Annotated in this window: 15 protein-coding genes; 10 read left to right on the forward strand and 5 right to left on the reverse strand. The window is 68.3% G+C overall.

The features are described from left to right. Positions 1-486: a surface-adhesin E family protein gene (locus tag C556_RS0102165; RefSeq protein WP_018746582.1), complete on the reverse strand. Its 486-nt coding sequence runs from the start codon at positions 484-486 to the stop codon at positions 1-3. A gap of 13 nt (positions 487-499) precedes the next feature. Then, complete coding sequence (gene glyQ, locus C556_RS0102170) at positions 500-1,396, reverse strand: glycine--tRNA ligase subunit alpha (protein WP_018746583.1); 897 nt, start codon at positions 1,394-1,396, stop codon at positions 500-502. A gap of 334 nt (positions 1,397-1,730) precedes the next feature. On the opposite strand from glyQ, the gene C556_RS0102175 reads away from it, so the two are divergent. The 9 genes from C556_RS0102175 (at position 1,731) to wrbA (ending at position 11,327) form a co-directional block, all read left to right on the forward strand. Beyond that, entirely contained in the window at positions 1,731-3,632 is a 1,902-nt protein-coding gene (locus C556_RS0102175) for a lytic transglycosylase domain-containing protein (protein WP_018746584.1), read from the forward strand. Positions 3,633-3,755: 123 nt separating this feature from the next. Further along, positions 3,756-4,715, forward strand: a complete 960-nt coding sequence (locus tag C556_RS0102180; protein ID WP_018746585.1) for a complex I NDUFA9 subunit family protein — start codon at positions 3,756-3,758, stop codon at positions 4,713-4,715. A gap of 156 nt (positions 4,716-4,871) precedes the next feature. Then, positions 4,872-5,123 carry an RNA recognition motif domain-containing protein gene (locus C556_RS0102185; protein WP_018746586.1) on the forward strand — a complete coding sequence of 84 codons (252 nt, stop codon included), beginning with the start codon at positions 4,872-4,874 and terminating at the stop codon, positions 5,121-5,123. A 182-nt stretch (positions 5,124-5,305) separates the two neighbouring features. Then, positions 5,306-6,298 carry a 2-hydroxyacid dehydrogenase gene (locus tag C556_RS0102190; protein WP_018746587.1) on the forward strand — a complete coding sequence of 331 codons (993 nt, stop codon included), beginning with the start codon at positions 5,306-5,308 and terminating at the stop codon, positions 6,296-6,298. 148 nt (positions 6,299-6,446) lie between these two features. Continuing rightward, entirely contained in the window at positions 6,447-8,681 is a 2,235-nt protein-coding gene (locus tag C556_RS18975) for a PAS domain-containing sensor histidine kinase (RefSeq protein WP_018746588.1), read from the forward strand. Then, positions 8,671-9,288, forward strand: coding sequence for a response regulator transcription factor (locus tag C556_RS0102200; RefSeq protein ID WP_018746589.1), 618 nt, complete (start codon positions 8,671-8,673; stop codon positions 9,286-9,288). The genes C556_RS18975 and C556_RS0102200 overlap by 11 nt, the downstream gene beginning before the upstream one ends. Before the next feature lie 70 nt (positions 9,289-9,358). Then, on the forward strand, positions 9,359-9,724 hold the full coding sequence (locus C556_RS0102205) for a hypothetical protein (protein ID WP_157235735.1): 366 nt from the start codon (positions 9,359-9,361) through the stop codon (positions 9,722-9,724). A 61-nt stretch (positions 9,725-9,785) separates the two neighbouring features. Beyond that, positions 9,786-10,544, forward strand: coding sequence for a peroxide stress protein YaaA (gene yaaA / locus C556_RS0102210; protein ID WP_018746591.1), 759 nt, complete (start codon positions 9,786-9,788; stop codon positions 10,542-10,544). Positions 10,545-10,709: 165 nt separating this feature from the next. Next, positions 10,710-11,327 (forward strand): NAD(P)H:quinone oxidoreductase, encoded by a 618-nt coding sequence (gene wrbA, locus C556_RS0102215; protein ID WP_018746592.1) that lies wholly within the window; start codon positions 10,710-10,712, stop codon positions 11,325-11,327. 60 nt (positions 11,328-11,387) lie between these two features. Here wrbA and C556_RS0102220 read toward each other — a convergent pair whose 3' ends face one another. The 3 genes from C556_RS0102220 to C556_RS18980 all read right to left on the reverse strand — a co-directional run bounded on the left by C556_RS0102220 (position 11,388) and on the right by C556_RS18980 (position 14,280). Continuing rightward, positions 11,388-12,653, reverse strand: a complete 1,266-nt coding sequence (locus C556_RS0102220) for an EAL and HDOD domain-containing protein (protein ID WP_018746593.1) — start codon at positions 12,651-12,653, stop codon at positions 11,388-11,390. A gap of 266 nt (positions 12,654-12,919) precedes the next feature. Next, the gene (locus tag C556_RS0102225) at positions 12,920-13,201 is read right to left on the reverse strand and encodes a hypothetical protein (RefSeq protein ID WP_040430200.1); all 282 of its coding nucleotides are present in this window, start codon (positions 13,199-13,201) and stop codon (positions 12,920-12,922) included. Between the two features lie 23 nt (positions 13,202-13,224). Then, on the reverse strand, positions 13,225-14,280 hold the full coding sequence (locus tag C556_RS18980) for a LysR family transcriptional regulator (RefSeq protein ID WP_018746595.1): 1,056 nt from the start codon (positions 14,278-14,280) through the stop codon (positions 13,225-13,227). Between the two features lie 635 nt (positions 14,281-14,915). On the opposite strand from C556_RS18980, the gene C556_RS0102235 reads away from it, so the two are divergent. After that, the gene (locus C556_RS0102235; RefSeq protein WP_018746596.1) at positions 14,916-16,175 is read left to right on the forward strand and encodes an extracellular solute-binding protein; all 1,260 of its coding nucleotides are present in this window, start codon (positions 14,916-14,918) and stop codon (positions 16,173-16,175) included. Positions 16,176-16,345: the final 170 nt, after the last annotated feature.

Genomic DNA, 16,345 nt, shown 5'->3' on the forward strand with positions numbered 1-16,345 from the left:
TTACTCGTCGTCCTTGTCTTTTTGTGCATCCTTGGCGGCCATGATCTGGCAGACCTGGCGGACGAAGTCCGAGCCAAAGGTGTTGGGTTCGGGGGTCTGGAATTCCCACTGGTAGCCGGGCACGTCGTAACGGGCGATGTCGCCGTCGTTCTCGTCGCGCAATTCGGCCGCGACCTCGGCCATGCGGCCGCTCTTGCATTCGATGGCCAGGCGCGCGTACTTGCGGTTGAACACGCCCTTGGAGACGCCGTCCACCTGCGGCTCGCGGAACTCCTGGCGCATCCACACGTAGGTGTACAGGTCGCTGCCGGCGCGGTCGTTGTGCGAGATCGATTTCACGTCGACGAACACTTCGAAGTCCGGCATCTCGCCGTAGCTGCGCCACTCGCCCTTGAACGGCACCGGCTCGGGGCCGCGCGTGCCTTCCTCGTACTTCTTGCAGGCGCCCAGCGACAGGGCGAGGGCCAGGACGAGGACGGTCTTCATGGGGCGACTCCGGTCAGGCTTGCGCCGGCTGGCACATCGGGAAGCCCAGGCGTTCGCGGCTGTCGAAGTAGGCTTGCGCCACGCCACGCGCCAGGGTGCGGATACGGCCGATATAGGCGGCGCGCTCGGTCACCGAGATCGCTCCGCGTGCGTCGAGCAGGTTGAAGGTGTGCGCCGCCTTCAGGATCATCTCGTAGCCCGGCAGCGACAGGCCCGCCTCCAGCAGCTTCTGCGCCTCGGCCTCGAAGCTGTTGAACAGGCTGAGCAGCAGCTCGACGTTGGAATGCTCGAAGTTGTAGGTGGATTGCTCCACCTCGTTCTGGTGGTAGATGTCGCCGTAGGTCACCTTCTGACCATTGGGGAACTGCGTCCACACCAGGTCGTAGACGTTTTCCACGCCTTGCAGGTACATCGCCAGGCGCTCGGTGCCGTAGGTGATCTCGCCCAGCACCGGCTTGCAGTCCAGGCCGCCCACCTGCTGGAAGTACGTGAACTGGGTGACTTCCATGCCGTTCAGCCACACTTCCCAGCCCAGGCCCCACGCGCCCAGCGTCGGGTTCTCCCAGTCGTCCTCGACGAAGCGGATGTCGTGCACCGTCGGATCGATGCCCAGTTCGCGCAGACTGCCCAGGTACAGGTCCTGGATGTCGTCCGGGCTGGGCTTGAGCACCACCTGGAACTGGTAGTAGTGCTGGAGTCGGTTCGGGTTCTCGCCGTAGCGGCCATCCTTGGGACGGCGGCTGGGCTGTACGTAGGCGGCGTTCCACGGCTCGGGGCCGATGGCGCGCAGGAAGGTGGCGGTATGGCTGGTGCCGGCGCCCATCTCCATGTCGTAGGGCTGCAACAGTGCACACCCCTGGCGGCCCCAGTAATTCTGGAGCGTGAGCAAGATTTCCTGGAAAGTCAGCATCGTCTTCTTGTTTCCAACCCCTGATTTCCCCGAGGTGCGGGTGGGATGCGCCGGCGGCGGCGCGCAAGGCGGGCCGGCTGGTTAACCGATGGATTCTACTTGCTTTTGCCCGTGGCCGGCCATTGCCGAGCGCCCGCGGCGCGCCGGAACCCGGCCCTTCCGCGCCCGCGTGGCGGCAGCTGCCGTGGCGGGGATCATGCGTCAGCGACGGCCATCCGTCCTTGATGACGTGCAACGTCAGCAGGCTTTAGGTTTCGAGTAGAATGGAACAGCCCGCCGGAACCAACGCGGGCACCACCGCTCCATCCTCTCTTCGCCTTGCGCCCCCGCTCCCATGAAATCGTTCCTCGCCCTCGCCGCCCTTTCGTTCAGCCTTTCCGCCCAGGCCGCGCTCGACCTGGATGCCCTGCGCGAGGCCGTGCGCAACCGCAGCCTGGCGCAATTGTCGACGCTGGCCAGCAATGCCGTGGGCGATCCGCTGGAGATGTATCCGCGCTATCACCTGTTGTCCGCGCAACTGGCGACGGTGCCGCCGGACGACGAGATCCGCGCCTTCCTGGCGCGCTACGACGGCACGCCGCTGGCCGACAAGCTGGGCGGCGAGTGGATCGCCACCTTGGGCAAGCGCGGCCTGTGGGACCAGGTGCTGGCGGAATACCCCAAGCTGGATTCGCCGGCGGTCGACGCCGAGTGCTACGCGGCGCAGGCCGGGCTGGCCCGCGGACGCAACGCCGGCGCCATGCAGGTCAAGCGCCTGTGGGCCATCGGCCGCGCCCAGCCGGACGCCTGCGGCCCGGTGTTCGACTGGCTGTTCGCCAACGGCCAGCTCGGCACCGACGACGTGTGGGTGCGCATCCGCGATGCGCTCTCGCGCAACAACACCGATTTCGCCCGCCAGATCGCCGCGCGCGTCGGCAACCCGCCCGAATTGCAGAACCGCTCGCTGGCGCAGGCGGCCGCCAATCCGGTCAAGGCGCTGCTGGGCTACGGCAACGCCGACCGCCGCGCCACGCGCGAAGCGGCGCTGTACGCACTGTCGCGGCTGGCGCGCACCAACCCGGACGCCGCCGCCGCGTGGCTGGAAAACCGCGCCGCAGGCTGGCCGGCGGAGGATCGCCGCTACGGCTGGCTGCAAGTGGCCGAAGTGGCCGCCAAATCGCGCCATCCGCAGGCCAACGCCTGGTTCGCCAACGGCTTCCCGGCGCTGACCGCCTCGGGCCGCGCCTGGTCGATCCGCGCCGCGCTGCGCGCCCGCGACATCAACGCCGTACTGGCGCGGGTGGAGGCCATGCCCGACGACGAGGCCAACGAACCGGCCTGGCGCTACTGGAAGGCCCAGGCGCTCAAGGCCAGGCAGCGCGACGCCGAGGCCGAGGCGCTGCTCGCCGGCGTCGCCAGCAACGACGACTTCTACGGTCTGCTGGCGCTGTCCGAACTGAAGACCCCGGTGGCGGCGCCGTCGTCGCTGCCGTACCGCCCCACCGAGCAGGAAATCGCCGCGATGCGCGAGCGCCCCGGCCTGACGCGCGCACTGGCGCTGCTCAACGGTGGCTGGCGCACCGAGGGCGTGCGCGAATGGAACTGGGGCCTGCGCGGCGCCAGCGAGCCCGAGCTGGTGGCCGCCGCCATGCTGGCGCAGCGCGAGGGCTACTACGACCGTTCGATCTACGCCGCCGAGCGCGCCAAGACCTTCTCCGACCTGTCGCTGCGCTACCCGTTGCCGTTCCGCGCCGACATCGAGCGCGAAGCGCGCAGCAACGGCCTCGACCCGGCCTGGGTCTACGGCCTGATCCGCCAGGAGAGCCGATTCGTCACCGAGGCGCGGTCGTCGGTCGGCGCCGGCGGCCTGATGCAGCTGATGCCGGCCACCGCCAAGTGGGTGGCGGCCAAGATGGGCGACCGGAACTTCGATCCCAAGGCGGTGCACCACGCCGAATCCAACCTGCAACTGGGCACCTTCTATCTACGCTATATCCTGGATCGGCTGGAATCGCACCCGGTGCTGGCCACCGCCGGCTACAACGCCGGGCCGGGCCGGGCGCGCGGCTGGCAGGAGGACGGTTCGCTGGACGCCGCCATCTATATCGAATCGATCCCGTTCGACGAAACGCGCGATTACGTCAAGAAAGTGCTGGCGAACGCCCAGGTCTACCGCTATGCCTTCCCCAAGGCGCCCACCATGCAGGAACGGTTGACGCCGATCCCGCCGCGCGGCGGCGTGGTGGACGCCCCCTGACCTAACGCAAGCCACCGGCCGGACCGCGAGATTAAGCTGCAAGGCTCCTTGCGTAACCGGCCCCGCGCGACCAGCCATGGGCGCCATCGCCGCCGCCGGACGCCCAACCCGCCGGAGGTCGCCATGCCCGCACGCCTTGCCCCACGCGAACGCGCCATTCTGCTGATCGGAGGCAGCGGCTTCATCGGCAGCCGCCTCGCGGCGCGGCTGGCCGGCGCCGGCCACCGCGTCACCGTCCCCACCCGCCGCGAGACCAATGCCCGCGACCTGCTGCTGCTGCCGCAGCTCGACGTGGTGGTGGCCGACGTGCACCAGCCGGCGCAATTGCGCGCGCTGATGCGCGACCAGGACGTGGTGATCAACCTGGTCGGCATTCTCAATGGCCGGCCCGCCGCGTTCCAGCGCGCCCACCTGGCGCTGACCGAAAGCATCCTCGACGCCTGTCACGACACCGGCGTGATGCGCTACCTGCACATGAGCGCGCTCGGCGCCGACCTGTTCGGCCCGTCGCACTATCTGCGCAGCAAGGGCGAGGCCGAGGCGCGGGTGCGCGCCAGCGAGCTGGACTGGACCATCTACCGCCCCTCGGTGGTGTTCGGCGAGGGCGACCATTTCCTCAACCTGTTCGCCGCCATGCAGCGCACCCTGCCGCTGGTTCCGCTGGCCGGCGCCAACGTGCGCTTCCAGCCGGTCTGGGTGGGCGACGTGGCACAGGCATTCGAGCAGGGCGTGCTGCGCGCCGACCTGATCGGACAATCGCTGAACCTGGTCGGCCCGCAGGTGTACACGCTGGCCGAGCTGGTGCGCCTGGCCGGGCGCCTGAGCGGCCATTCGCGCCCCATCGTGTCGCTGCCCGACGGCGTCGCGCGGCTCCAGGCCATGCTGATGGCGCTGCTGCCGAACCCGCCGCTGACCCGCGACAACCTCGATTCGCTGCGCCAGGACAGCATCGACCCCGCCGGCTTCCCGCCGCAACTGGGCTTCGCGCCCGCCGCGCTCGAAGTCGTCGCCCCCACCTATCTGCGGCGCGATCCGCGCCTCGACCGCTGGCGCCACGAAGCCCATCACCCGGCGCAACGCTGACGCACCGGCGCGCCCTGCGCGCCGGGCTGCTTCCCGACGTCTCCCCGCTCGCCCCCGGCACCTGTTCACAGTCGTGAAACGACCGTGAACAGGCCCTAGAATGGTTCATACTCAGCCAGGCGATTCCCCCTACCCTTCAGTTGGAGTTCCATCGCAATGCAAATGATGCTCGGCAACCTGCCCCCCGACACCACCACCGACGACATCCGCGAACTGCTCGAAACGCTGGGCGTGCCCGGCGTGGGCGAGATCACCGTTTCGGCCGGCCTGGGCGAGCGCTTCAATGCGCTGGTCAAGCTGGACGAGGAAAGCAGCGTCGTCGTCGGCGCCATCTGCAGCCAGCTCAACGGCCACCACTGGAAAGGCAACGACATCACCGCCAGCCATACCAATCTGGGCTGGGGCTGAGCCGGAACCACGGGCCGGCGCGACAGTCTTCCGGATCGCCCCAGGCTGCGCGGCCGTGACATGCAACGCCCGCGCCGACACGTGAGCGTCTTGCGTCGATCGGCGAGCCGGCAGGCCGGCGCATCGCCCGTCTCACCGTCTCGCGCCACCGCGACTTTCATCCATCCCAACGAGGATTCACGATGCGCATTGCCGTATTCGACAGCAAACGATACGACCGTATCGCGCTGAACGACGCCAATCACGCCGGCCACGAGCTGGAGTTCTTCGACGACCGCCTCAACAAGAGCACCGTTCCCCTTGCCGCGGGCTTCGACGTGGTCTGCCCCTTCGTCAACGACCGGGTCGACGAAGCCACGCTCACCGAATTGAAACGCCTGGGCGTCGGCCACGTGGCGCTGCGCAGCGCCGGCTACAACGGCGTGGACATCGCCGCCGCCGCACGGCTGGGCATCGTGGTCACCCGCGTGCCCGCGTATTCGCCCGAAGCCGTGGCCGAGCACGTATTCGCGCTGCTGCTCACGCTGGTGCGCAAGACCCATCGCGCCTTCAACCGCGTGCGCGACGCCAACTTCTCGCTCGACGGGCTGGTCGGCTTCAACCTGCACGGCCGCACCTTCGGCGTGGTCGGCGCAGGCAAGATCGGCCGCGCCGCGCTCGACATCGCCAACGGCTTCGGCATGAAGCTGCTGGCCTATGACCGCACCCCCGATCCCGCACTGGAACAGGCCGTCGGCTGCCGCTTCGTGCCACTGCCCGAATTGCTGGCACAGGCCGACATCGTCAGCCTGCACGCCCCGCTGTTCCCCGAAACCCGCCACATGATCAGCGCCGAATCGCTGGCGACCATGAAACGTGGCGCCGTCATCATCAACACCAGCCGCGGCGGCCTGATCGACTCCAGCGCCCTGCTCGATGCGCTCAAGAGCGGCCAGGTCGGCGGCGTGGGGCTGGATGTCTACGAATACGAGGAAGGCGTGTTTTTCGAGGATCTCTCGGGCTCGGCGGTGCAGGACGACGTGCTGGCGCGGCTGACCACCTTCCCCAACGTGGTCATCACCTCACACCAGGGCTTCCTGACCGACGAGGCGCTGGCGGCGATTGCCGAGACGGTGATGCAGAACGTGGCCGACTTCGCCGCCGGCAAACCGCTGGTCAACGCGGTACTGCCTTAGCGACCGGACCCGGCACGTTGCCGGCGTACCAGGCTTTACCGAGGCGGGCCCAGCCCGCCTTTTGTTTGGCCCGGCACAGGGAAATCGCCATCTCCACCCCCACCACGAATCGCTTATAGTCGCGAGCATCGTCCTTCATCCCCGCGTCATGACTTCATCCCGCGTCCATCGCTGGCTGCCGCTCGTTCCCGGCCTGCTTGCCGCGCTGTTCACCCTGGCGTTCTCCGGCTACCTGCTGCTGGCGCGGGGCGAGGCGGCGGAACAGCGGGCGGCGACGCTGGAGCAGGATCTGCTGTGGCAGAAGCAGGCGATCGAGCAGCAGATGAATGTCGACCGCGACGCGGTACAGGGGCTGGCGGCCACGCTGCTGGGCGCGGATTACGGCTCGCCGGTGTTCCAGGCGCGGGTGCTGTCGTTGTTGCAGACCAGCCCGGAGATCGTCGGCCTGTCGGTGCAGGACGGTCGCGGCCAGGTGGAATGGCATTCCACCCAGACGTCGCAATGGGCGCTGCCGTACCGGGGCGAGCCGGGCTGGGGCGAGTTGTGGATGTCGCACGGCCAGCCGCGCCTGCAATACGCCGCGGCCACGCCGGACCGGCGCCGCATGGTGGTGGTGGTGCTGGCGCTGGATCGCCTGCTGCAACAACAGGTGCCGTGGTGGATCGCCCAGCGCTACCAGATGACGCTGTACGGCCCCGACCTGCTGCCGCTGGCGTCCAAGTACCAGCGCCAGCTCGACCTGGGCGGTGAAATCGGCCGCATCGCGCTGACCGAGCCGCCGCTGGGGCTGTCGCTGAAGGCCGAGGTCTACCAGACCCGTGCCCGCCCGGTGACGCTGGCGCTGCCGTGGGTGCTGTTCGCGCTGGCGCTGGCGATGCTGGCATCCACCTGGGCGCTGGGCCGCGTGATGCGGGTGCGCGAGGTGGCCGAGATCCGCCTGCGTGCCGAGACCGCGCTGCGCAAGGCGATGGAGGATTCGCTGGTCACCGGCCTGCGCGCCATGGACAAGCAGGGCCGCATCCTCTACGTGAACCGCGCGTTCTGCGAGATGGTGGGCTATCGCGCCGAGGAGCTGATCGGCCACCATCCGCCGATGCCGTACTGGCCGCCCGAAGAGCTGGAGCGCTGCGAAGCGGTGTTCGAATCCATCCTCGGCGGGCGGCTCGACCCCAACGGCTTCGCGGTGCGCTTCATGCGGCGCAACGGCGAGCGCTTCGACGTGCGGGTCTACGCCTCGCGCCTGATCGACGGCGAGGGCGAGCACATCGGCTGGATGGGCTCGATGTACGACATCACCGAGCTGCGCCGCGAACGCGAGGCGTTGCAGGCGTCGCACGAGCGCTTCGTCACCGTGATGAACGGGCTGGATGCGGCGGTGGCGGTGAGCGATGCGCAGACCGGCGAGCTGCTGATGAGCAACCAGCAGTTCGACCGCGCGTTCGGTCTGCCCGACTGGCGCGGCCGCTGCTGCGTACTGCCGTTCGTGCCGCGCCGCAGCGAGCCGCCGGTGGATACCGAGTGGTACGACGGCTACCGCCAGCACTGGTACCAGGTGAAAAGCCGGCAGAGCGTGTGGGTGGACGGCAGCGCGGTGTGGCTGGAGATCGCCACCGACATCACCGCGCTCAAGACCGCATCCGAGCGCGAACGCCGGCAGAACGAGACGCTGCAACAGACCGCGCGCCTGATCAGCATGGGCGAGATGGCGTCCAGCCTGGCGCACGAACTGAACCAGCCGCTGGGCGCCATCGCCAGCTACGCCAGCGGCTGCCGCAACATCCTGGCCGCGCCGGCGCCCAATCTCACCCAGCTGGACCAGGCCATCGACAAGATGGCGGAGCAGGCCAAGCGCGCCGGGCACATCATCCGCGGCATCCGCGAGTTCGTGCAGCGCCGCGCGCCGCACCGCAAGCGCTGCGACATCGGTACTCTGCTCGACACCGTGCTCGGCCTGCTGGGGCACGAAATCGTCCGCCGCGGGGTCGATGTGTCCATCGCCCAGTCCGAGGCATTGCCGCCGCTGTACGCCGACGCGGTGATGCTGGAGCAGGTGCTGTTCAACCTGATCAAGAACGCGCTGGAGGCGATGGACAGCGCCCCGCCCGAGCGACGCCAGCTGGCGATCTCGCTGTCGCGCCACAACGGCGCGCTCAAGGTGGTGATCGCCGACCGCGGCACTGGCATCGCGCCGGAACAACTGGAACAATTGTTCAAGCCCTTCTTCACCACCAAGGACAGCGGCATGGGCATGGGGCTGAACATCTGCCGCTCCATCATCGAACACCACCACGGCCGGCTGTGGGCCGAGGCCAACCCCGGCGGCGGCTGCCGCTTCGTCTTTACCGTACCGTTCAGCGAGGAGACCGACGCACATGAACCCTAACCGAAGGATTGCCATCGTCGACGACGACGACGCCCTGCGCGACGCGCTGGTGTGGCTGTTCTCCACGCGCAATCACGAGGCCCAGGCCTTTGCCAGCGCCGAGGCGCTGCTGGCCGACTACAGCCCCGATCGCTTCGGTTGCCTGCTGCTGGACGTGCGCATGCCCGGCATGGGCGGCATCGAGCTGTTCGCCCGGCTCAAGGAATTCACCTACGTGCCGCCGGTGATCTTCCTCACCGGCCACGGCGACGTGCCGATGGCCGTCTCGGCGCTCAAGGGCGGCGCGGCCGATTTCGTCGAGAAGCCGTTCAACGACAACGACATCGTCGATCTGGTCGAGAAGGCGCTGGCCGACGACGCCACGCACCGCGACGCCTGGCACGCCCGCAGCCAGGTCGAGGGCCGGCTGGCGGCGCTGACCCCGCGCGAGCGCGAGGTGATGAAGCTGATCCTCACCGGTCGCCTGAACAAGCAGATCGCCGACGACCTGTCGATCTCGATGAAGACGGTGGAAGTGCACCGCGCGCGCATCCTGGAAAAGATGCACGTGAAGACCGCCATGGAGCTGGCGGCGCTGCTGCGCGATGCCGGCGTGGAGGCTCAGTAGCCGCCAACACGCCGGTGAACCAGTCCGCGCCGCCGCCATCGAACCACGCATGTCGTCACCGGAGCACCGCATGGCAATGAACTGGCTGGCCGCCATTCCCTGGGCGGTCCTGATCGAGAACGCGCCGCGCATCCTGGACGCGAGCAAGAAGCTGTTCAAGCGCACCCAGGCCATGCCCCCGCCACCGCCGGCCGAGATCGTGATCAACCCGGCGGGCGGCACCGAAGCGCGCCTGGCCACGCTGGAAGCGGTGGTCGAGGAAAACCGCCGCGAACTGCGCGAGCTGCACACGCGCCAGCAGGAAAGCGTGCGGCTGATCGAGGAGCTGGCGCAGCAGAACGCCCAGCTCACCCTGCGGCTGCGTCGCCAATACCGCCAGTTGCTGGTGGTCGGCGTGGTGCTGCTGGGCACGCTGCTCTACCTGGCGCTGCGCTGACCCCATCCGGGCCCAGGCCCATCAACCCGCGCCTTCGGGCGCCTTTTTCGTTCCGATTGCAATGCTGATGTTGATCTCTCCGGCCAAGACGCTGGATTACACCTCTCCCCTGCCCACCGACCGCCACACCCAGCCCGCCTACCTGAAACAGGCCACCACCCTGGTGGGCCTGCTGCGCCGTCGCAGCCCGGCGCAACTGGCCGAGCTGATGTCGATCTCCGACCCACTGGCGGTGCTCAATGTCGGTCGCTTCCAGGCGTGGAAGAAGCCGTTCACGCCCGACAACGCCCGCGCCGCCGTGTTCGCCTTCAAGGGCGACGTCTACGAGGGGCTGGACGCCTACGCGCTCAACGACGCGCAACAGGGCTATCTGGCGCAGCACCTGCGCATCCTGTCCGGGCTGTATGGCCTGCTGTCGCCGTTCGACCTGATCCAGCCGTACCGGCTGGAAATGGGCACCCGCCTGGAAAACCCGGCCGGCAAGGATCTCTATGCCTGGTGGGGCGACACGCTGGCGCGCGCGGTGAACAAGTTGAAACCCGGCGTGGTGGTCAACCTGGCCAGCGAGGAATACTTCAAATCGGTGGGCGCCGCCCGCCTCAAGGCACGGCTGGTCACCCCGGTGTTCGAGGATTTCAAGAACGGCCAGTACAAGATCATCAGCTTCCACGCCAAGCGTGCGCGGGGCCTGATGGTGCGCTATGCCGCGCAGCACGCCATCACCGATCCGGAACAACTCAAGGAATTCGACCTGGAAGGCTACGCCTACCAAGCCGCGGCCAGCGGGCCGGATCGCTGGGTATTCCGCCGCGCCGCCTGAGACACCCGCGCCACCAGCCCATCCTCCCGGCGCGAAGCACCGCGCCGTCATCGCCCTGAGCTATAACCAAGGGCGTTCCGCTTCGCGGGCGGTGGTGTGCTTCGGCCCGAACCGGAGTTCAACACGGCCCGAGCAGCATCCACGGTTGTTCACAAGGAGATCGAGATGGCAACGAAGGTGCAAGTGGTGTTCTACAGCATGTACGGCCACATCTACCGCATGGCCGAGGCCGTGGCCGAAGGCGCGCGCGAAGCCGGCGCCGAAGTGACGTTGTTGCAGGTGCCGGAACTGGTGCCGCCGGAGGTGCTGGAAAAGAGCGGCGCCACCGCCGCGCGCGCCAGCTTCGCCCATGTGCCGGTCGCCACGGTGGACCAGTTGGCCGAGGCGGACGCCATCATCTTCGGGGCGCCCACCCGCTTCGGCAACATGTGTGCGCAGATGCGCAACTTCCTCGACCAGACCGGCGGCCTGTGGGCCAAGGGCGCGCTGATCGGCAAGGTGGGCAGCGTGTTCACCAGCACCGCCACCCAGCACGGCGGCCAGGAAACCACGCTCACCAGCTTTCATACCACGCTGCTGCACCACGGGCTGGTCGTGGTTGGCGTGCCGTATTCCGAGGCCCGGCAGATGACGCTGGCCGAGATCAGCGGCGGCAGCCCCTACGGCGCCAGCACCATCACCGGCGGCGACGGCAGCCGCCAGCCGTCGGACAACGAACTGGCCATCGCCCGTTTCCAGGGCAAGCACGTGGCCGGGATCGCCGCCAGGCTGGCACAGCGCTGAGCGGGTGTCGGAGTCAAGAAAAAGGGGCCGCTCGGCCCCTTTTTCCATGGTGCGCCCGCATCATCCCACCGCCTGCCTGCCCACGTCGGTGGACCACTGCATCGCTTCCACCTGGATACGATTGATCGTCGGCAACTCCAGCATCGGCTCGGTGGCCATCCATTGGCGCACCGCCAGCACGTCGCCGTTCTCCGCCGCCACCGTCAGCGCCAGCCAGGCGCCCATGCGGCTGGCGTGCGGCGAACCCAGCAGCGCCGTCTGCACCTCGACGTTGAGGTTCAGCTCGGGCAGCAGTTCCACCAGCGGCCGGCCGAACAAGGCGTCGAGCAGCGACAGCAGCCCCGCCAGGAACGCCTTGTCCGCCAGCTTCTGATCGCGCGGCACCAGCGTCTGCGCCAGCCGCTCCATGAAGCGGGCGCGACAGACGACGGTATGCAGCAGCGCGTCGCCGCCTTCGGGATTGCCGCCCTGGGCAAACATCAGGATCTGCAACCAGCGGAACAACTGGCGCAGGCCGAGCAGGGTGATGGCATGGCGCACGCTGGAGATGCGCACCGGCAGGCCGCAGGCCACCGAGTTCACCAGCTTGAGCAGGCCCAGCGCCAGATTGGGCGCGCGCTTGAACGCCAGTTCCAGCTCCTCGATATCGGCGTCATCCTGCAACAGCCCCAGCAGCGACAGCAACTGCGTCTGCGCCGGGTTGAGGCGCCGCCCCGACAGGATGGTCGGCCGCGCGAAGTAGTAGCCCTGGAACAGGTCGAAGCCCAGATCGCTGCAATGCCGCTGCATCTCCGGGCTGGCCACCTTTTCCGCCAGCAGCTGGATCGGCCGCTGGCGCATCTGCTCGGCCACATGGCGCAACTTGGCCACCAGCGGCGCCAGCTCGTCGAACGGCACCAGCATCACATCCACCTTGATCACATCGATCAGCGACAGCAGCGGCAGGTGGCCGGGCTCCAGCGCGACCAGATCGTCGAGCGCCAGGCGATAACCCAAAGCATGCAGTTCGGCGCAACGGTGATAAAGCTCGTCGTTCAGCGCGATGGTTTCCAGCAGTTCCAGCACCACGCGGTCGGCGGGCAGCAGCTCGATCAGGTCGGAGAACAGCAGTTCGTCGTTGACGTTGATGAAGGCGGAACGTCCCTCCAGCGCGCCGGCGAGGCCGAGGTCGGTGAAGGTGTGGTTGATGACCGCCGCGCTGGCCGCCAGGTCGTCGGTGACCTGCGCATGATCGAGGCCACCGTCGCGGAACAGCAGTTCGTAGGCCACCAGTTGGCGCTGCCGGTTGATGATGGGCTGCCGCCCCAGGAAGAACAGTTCTTCCATATCTGATGCCCCGCTCGGAGAGTGTGCTGAGAGCCTGTTCAAAATCTTTTCACGGCAGCGCCGGGATCGATTCACCGTAGAGCGTGTTCGCCCGTCCGGTGCCACAGATGTATGCATTCGCAGGCCGGATGGAGAAAACACAGCTTCCCGGACCGGCAGGCCCGCCCGGCGCCGCCGCTGGCGTCCTGAAAACTGTCAGTTTCCACTCCTTGGTGCCAGACAAGCCCGCGCACCCGGCAACGGCCCGCCAAGGGGATGGGACTCGCTCAGCCGAGATCGCAGTGCGGGCAGCGGTAATAGCGGACGTAGCAGTTGGTCGGGCAGAACTCGGTGGCGCCGCCGCAGCGGGCACAACGGCCGTCGTGGCTGCGCAACGCGCGGCGCCAGACATGCAGCCCCAGCCCGAACCGCCAGCCACCGGCGATGAGCGCCACCACGCCCAGCGCCGCCGCCACATCGGCGACCGCGCCATGCAGCGACACCGCAACCCCGGCCGCCACGCCGCCGACCAGCCAGGCCGCGGCACCTTCGCTGAAACGATGGAGCACCTGCTGCCTGGACACACGCCACCTCAGCGATAGACGGGATAGAAACTGGTCAGGCGCGGATAGCAGCGCGGCTCCTCCTGCGGGCGGGCGTACTTTTCCACCGGCAGCGGGCGCATCTGCGGCAGCGATTGCAGCCGCGACAGGTCGTCCACCGCCCAGGCGTCGCGGCGCGCCTCGAACTCGGCCTTCAGACCATCGCACAGCGCGTTGCGCAGCCAGATGTGCGCCGGGTCGTGATGGCGCCGGGCATGCCAGTACAGCGACAGCGTGACCTGCGGCAGATCGAACGGCAGCGGCACCACCTTCAGGCCACGCCGGCCGGCGGCGCGCAGGACCAATTCGGGCGCGGTGAGCAGCAGGTCGCTCTCGCTCACCAGGTCGAACGCCGCCGCGTATTGCGACAGTTGCAGCTTCACCCGACGCTCGCGCCCCAGCGTCGCCAGTCGGTTGTCGACCATCTGGCCCAGTTCCTGGCCCAGGCGCAGTTGCAGCTGCGACGTCGCGCAATACGCATCCAGCGACAACTCGCCGTCACGCAGTGCGGGGTGGTTGGCGCGCAGCGCGCACATCACCCGGTCGCGGCATACCACGCGCTGGTAGACATCGGCCGGAGCGTCGAACGCCAGCCCCAGCGCCAGGTCGGGGCCGTCGTCCGACATGGCTTCCAGGATGTGCGCCTCCCACGGCACGATCTCCAGCTCGAACTGGGGCGCCTCGTACAGCAGCGTGCCCAGCACCGCGGGCAGCAGGGCGTGCTCGGCGCTGCCGGAACAGGCGATGCGGTAACGCGCGCGCGCGGTGGCCGGGCAGAAATCCTCGGGCACCACCAGTTGGTCGATCTGCCGCAGGATGGTGGTCAGCGGCTCGCGCAGCGCCTCGGCCCGCGGCGTCGGCGCCAGCTTGTTGGCCGCGCGCACGAACAGCGGGTCGTCGAAGGCTTCGCGCAGCCGGCCCAGTGAACGGCTCATCGCCGACTGGGTCACCCCCAGTGTCTCGGCGGCGCGGGTCACGCTGCCATGGGTGAGCAGCGCGTGCAGGCTCAACAGCAGGTTGAGATCCAATTGGTGCGTGACGAGCATCTTTCTTCCCTCCGGTCTGCCTTCCCCCTTCCCCGACACGGAGCGCTGGCGGGGCGGATACGCGGCTATCTTTGTAGTCGTGCTTTTTTCAATACATTAAACGCTTTATGACAACCAGGCATAGGAGCGCGTCATGCATGCCATGCATGATCGCCATGTGCGCGACGCGCCATGCCGCACCGATGCTGGATCGACCGCTCCGCACGCTGGCATGCCCCGCGATAAAAAAGCAATTTGAGTCAAAAGAGCGCCCGCTAAACAAGCCGCCGCCGGCCCGACGTGCCCGGCCGGTCGTCCCCATCTCACGCGTAGCGCACGTCGCCGCACTACACCCGCACCGCCCATGCCTGCTGCGCATCCCCGCCATGCGCCGCCAAGGCTGTGGCCCGACCCGTCGACGCGTTTAAATGGCTCTGCCCGCCAACGGGCACATCCATCTTCTTGGTTGCCCCGCCCCGCGCGGGGCTTTTTTTTTGCGCCGCGTCATGCGGGACGCGCATGCCGGACATGCGCCACCGACGGTTCCGCCGCGCCGGGAGCCGCCCGTAGATTGAAAAACAGGCCGCACCGTACCGGGCAACGCGGCCACCACGCCGGCCGCGCCGCGACCGGACACTCAACAGGAGAGAGGAACGATGAAGCACACCCTGATCGCCACCCTGGTCGGCGCCCTGCTGGTCAGCGGCGGCGCCCACGCCGAGAAGGTCAAGATCGAGTTCTGGACCATGAGCATGAAGCCGCGCTTCGAGAACTACTTCCAGGATCTGGTGAAGCGCTACGAAGCGCAGAACCCGGACGTGGACGTGGTCTGGACCGACCTGCCCTGGGACGTGATCCGCTCCAAGTTCACCGCCGCGGTGGCCGCGGGCCAGCCGCCGGCGCTGGCCAACATGAACGTGCAATGGGCCTACGACTACGCGCAGACCGGCGCCATCCAGCCGATCGACGCGCTGCTGGGCAAGGACCGCGCGGTGTACATGCCGGGAGCGCTGGCCGACGTGACCTGGAAGGGCAAGACCTACGCCTTCCCCTGGTACAACTCGGCCGACGTGATGGCGGTGAACGCCAACATCTTCAAGAAGGCCGGGCTCGACCCCAACAAGCCCATCGCCAACCTGTCCGAGCAGTTGAAGGTGGCGGCACAGATCCGGCAGAAGGCCGGCGTCGCCGGGCTGGCGCCGCGCCTGGGCCGGGTGGAGAGCGTGTTCCTCGGCGAGGGGCTGCCGGTGCTGGAGAACGGCAAGGCGGTGTTCAACTCGCCCAAGCACGTGGCGCTGTTGCGCGAATTCGCCGTCGCCTACAAGGCCGGCGCGCTGCTGAAGGACAACCTGTTCGCCGAGGACAACTTCCAGGTGTCGATCGCGGCCTACAACGGCGGCCGCCTGGGCATCCTGGAAACCACGCCGCCGGCGCTGACCCGCGTGCGCGACGACGCCAAGGACATCTACGCCGCCACCATCGCGCATCCGGTGCCGCCGGGCGCCACCGGCGTGGTCAAGGGCGGCTGGCTGATGGATTTCGTGGTGCCCAAGGGCGTCGATCCGAAGCTGCTGCCGCAGGTGGGCAAGTTCGCCAAGTTCCTGACCAACGACGCCAACCAGCTGGCGTTCTCCAAGGACACCGGCGGCACCTATCCGTCGGTGAAGCAGGCCGCGCTCGATCCGTTCTTCCAGGACGTACCGGCCGATGCCGGCGCGGTGGAGAACGCCCGCGCCATCGGCGCGCGCAACCTGGCCAACGTGCGCACGCTGGCGATCCTGGGCATCGACGATCCGGCACCGCTGCTGCGCCGCCTGCGCGAAGAGACCGAGGCCGCCGTCACCGGCCGCAAGGATCCGAAGGCTGCGCTCGACGCCGCCGTGGCCTTCTGGAACGCGCAACTGAAGAAGAAGTGACACCCGGCGATGGTCTGCCGGACCGGCGATCGGTCCGGGGCGGCGCCGGCCCGGCAAGGCCGGTTGCCGCCGCGCCAGACCATCGACCGGCGCCCTGCCCACGGGTCGTCCCGGCGCATCGCACCGGGCGGCCCCGCCGGGGCCCCAGGCCCCAGCCATAGCGAGATTCC

The sequence above is a fragment of the Chitiniphilus shinanonensis DSM 23277 genome, from assembly GCF_000374805.1.
Lineage (GTDB): Bacteria > Pseudomonadota > Gammaproteobacteria > Burkholderiales > Chitinibacteraceae > Chitiniphilus > Chitiniphilus shinanonensis.

Excerpts from the sequence above, each read along its gene's own strand:
- C556_RS0102165 (WP_018746582.1), bottom strand. The coding sequence starts at position 486 with ATGAAGACCGTCCTCGTCCTGGCCCTCGCCCTGTCGCTGGGCGCCTGC.
- glyQ (WP_018746583.1), bottom strand. The coding sequence starts at position 1,396 with ATGCTGACTTTCCAGGAAATCTTGCTCACGCTCCAGAATTACTGGGGC.
- C556_RS0102175 (WP_018746584.1), top strand. The coding sequence starts at position 1,731 with ATGAAATCGTTCCTCGCCCTCGCCGCCCTTTCGTTCAGCCTTTCCGCC.
- C556_RS0102180 (WP_018746585.1), top strand. The coding sequence starts at position 3,756 with ATGCCCGCACGCCTTGCCCCACGCGAACGCGCCATTCTGCTGATCGGA.
- C556_RS0102185 (WP_018746586.1), top strand. The coding sequence starts at position 4,872 with ATGCAAATGATGCTCGGCAACCTGCCCCCCGACACCACCACCGACGAC.
- C556_RS0102190 (WP_018746587.1), top strand. The coding sequence starts at position 5,306 with ATGCGCATTGCCGTATTCGACAGCAAACGATACGACCGTATCGCGCTG.
- C556_RS18975 (WP_018746588.1), top strand. The coding sequence starts at position 6,447 with ATGACTTCATCCCGCGTCCATCGCTGGCTGCCGCTCGTTCCCGGCCTG.
- C556_RS0102200 (WP_018746589.1), top strand. The coding sequence starts at position 8,671 with ATGAACCCTAACCGAAGGATTGCCATCGTCGACGACGACGACGCCCTG.
- C556_RS0102205 (WP_157235735.1), top strand. The coding sequence starts at position 9,359 with ATGGCAATGAACTGGCTGGCCGCCATTCCCTGGGCGGTCCTGATCGAG.
- yaaA (WP_018746591.1), top strand. The coding sequence starts at position 9,786 with ATGCTGATGTTGATCTCTCCGGCCAAGACGCTGGATTACACCTCTCCC.
- wrbA (WP_018746592.1), top strand. The coding sequence starts at position 10,710 with ATGGCAACGAAGGTGCAAGTGGTGTTCTACAGCATGTACGGCCACATC.
- C556_RS0102220 (WP_018746593.1), bottom strand. The coding sequence starts at position 12,653 with ATGGAAGAACTGTTCTTCCTGGGGCGGCAGCCCATCATCAACCGGCAG.
- C556_RS18980 (WP_018746595.1), bottom strand. The coding sequence starts at position 14,280 with ATGCTCGTCACGCACCAATTGGATCTCAACCTGCTGTTGAGCCTGCAC.
- C556_RS0102235 (WP_018746596.1), top strand. The coding sequence starts at position 14,916 with ATGAAGCACACCCTGATCGCCACCCTGGTCGGCGCCCTGCTGGTCAGC.